A 769-nucleotide genomic window follows, 5' to 3' on the forward strand; every position below is an offset into this window, starting at 1 on the left:
GCGTCGACCTCGTGCCGCTGGACCCAGCCCAGCAACGTCTGCGGCACACAGCCGATCTTCGGCGCCATCAACTCCACCGCGGCCCACAGCGATGGATACTCTCCGCGGTGCTCCTGCACCATGCGCATCGCGCGCTCGCGGACTTCAGGGGAAAACTTCGTGGACTTGTTCATGGCTCCATTCTCTCAAGAGTTGGAGCCTCCTCAAATCCCGGGGCGGTTCACTACGCAGCAACGAGAGCATGTCGTCTGAAAATTTCTGATCCTCAGGCTCACCAAAGGGGATGGACTGGCTGTCATCTCTCGAAGCCTGAGTGCTGAGCTTGTCAATATCCTTCTCTACCTTCTCTGCGTCTCGCGCGCGCTTGAACCTTCCGATGAGAACCAGGTTCATCGAGTGCTCAGACCCGTATCCGTTCCAAATCTTCATGATTGCTTCTCTCCTCTGATCTCTGAGGCACTTCTGAGTCGCTTAAGCGTCGACAGAACGCCGGCGTCGTCAATCTTTGCGCCGGCGGGCGAGTAAGAATTCGCGCGCAGTATGCCGGACGCGTCTATGTGCGCATAAGCCTGAAGGCCCCGCTCATCAGGCAACGGGTCGCACGTAGGCAGTCCTGACACACCTGCCTCACTGACTGCAAGGCGGAAAATTTCAAGCTAGTTGTCGCCTCAATGATTAATTTTCAGGCGGCTTTTCGTTCCTGGTTACGAGCTGTCGTGATGGCGTCCTGGTCGGGATTCAGATGGACGGTATGGATGCGCGTCCAGTT

Annotated in this window: 1 protein-coding gene and 1 pseudogene; both read right to left on the reverse strand. The window is 57.1% G+C overall.

Features of this window, described 5'->3' with window-relative positions; genetic code table 11:
* Positions 1-173, reverse strand: a pseudogene (locus tag ACFPPB_RS20330) (IS3 family transposase); the annotation flags it as partial.
* Positions 145-429 carry a DUF6375 family protein gene (locus tag ACFPPB_RS20335; RefSeq protein WP_377330486.1) on the reverse strand — a complete coding sequence of 95 codons (285 nt, stop codon included), beginning with the start codon at positions 427-429 and terminating at the stop codon, positions 145-147. The gene ACFPPB_RS20335 and the pseudogene ACFPPB_RS20330, both read right to left, overlap by 29 nt.
* Between the last annotated feature and the right edge of the window lie 340 nt (positions 430-769).

Origin of the sequence: Rhodanobacter terrae (assembly GCF_042657005.1) — a bacterium.
GTDB classification, from domain to species: domain Bacteria; phylum Pseudomonadota; class Gammaproteobacteria; order Xanthomonadales; family Rhodanobacteraceae; genus Rhodanobacter; species Rhodanobacter terrae.

Excerpts from the sequence above, each read along its gene's own strand:
- ACFPPB_RS20335 (WP_377330486.1), bottom strand. The coding sequence starts at position 429 with ATGAAGATTTGGAACGGATACGGGTCTGAGCACTCGATGAACCTGGTT.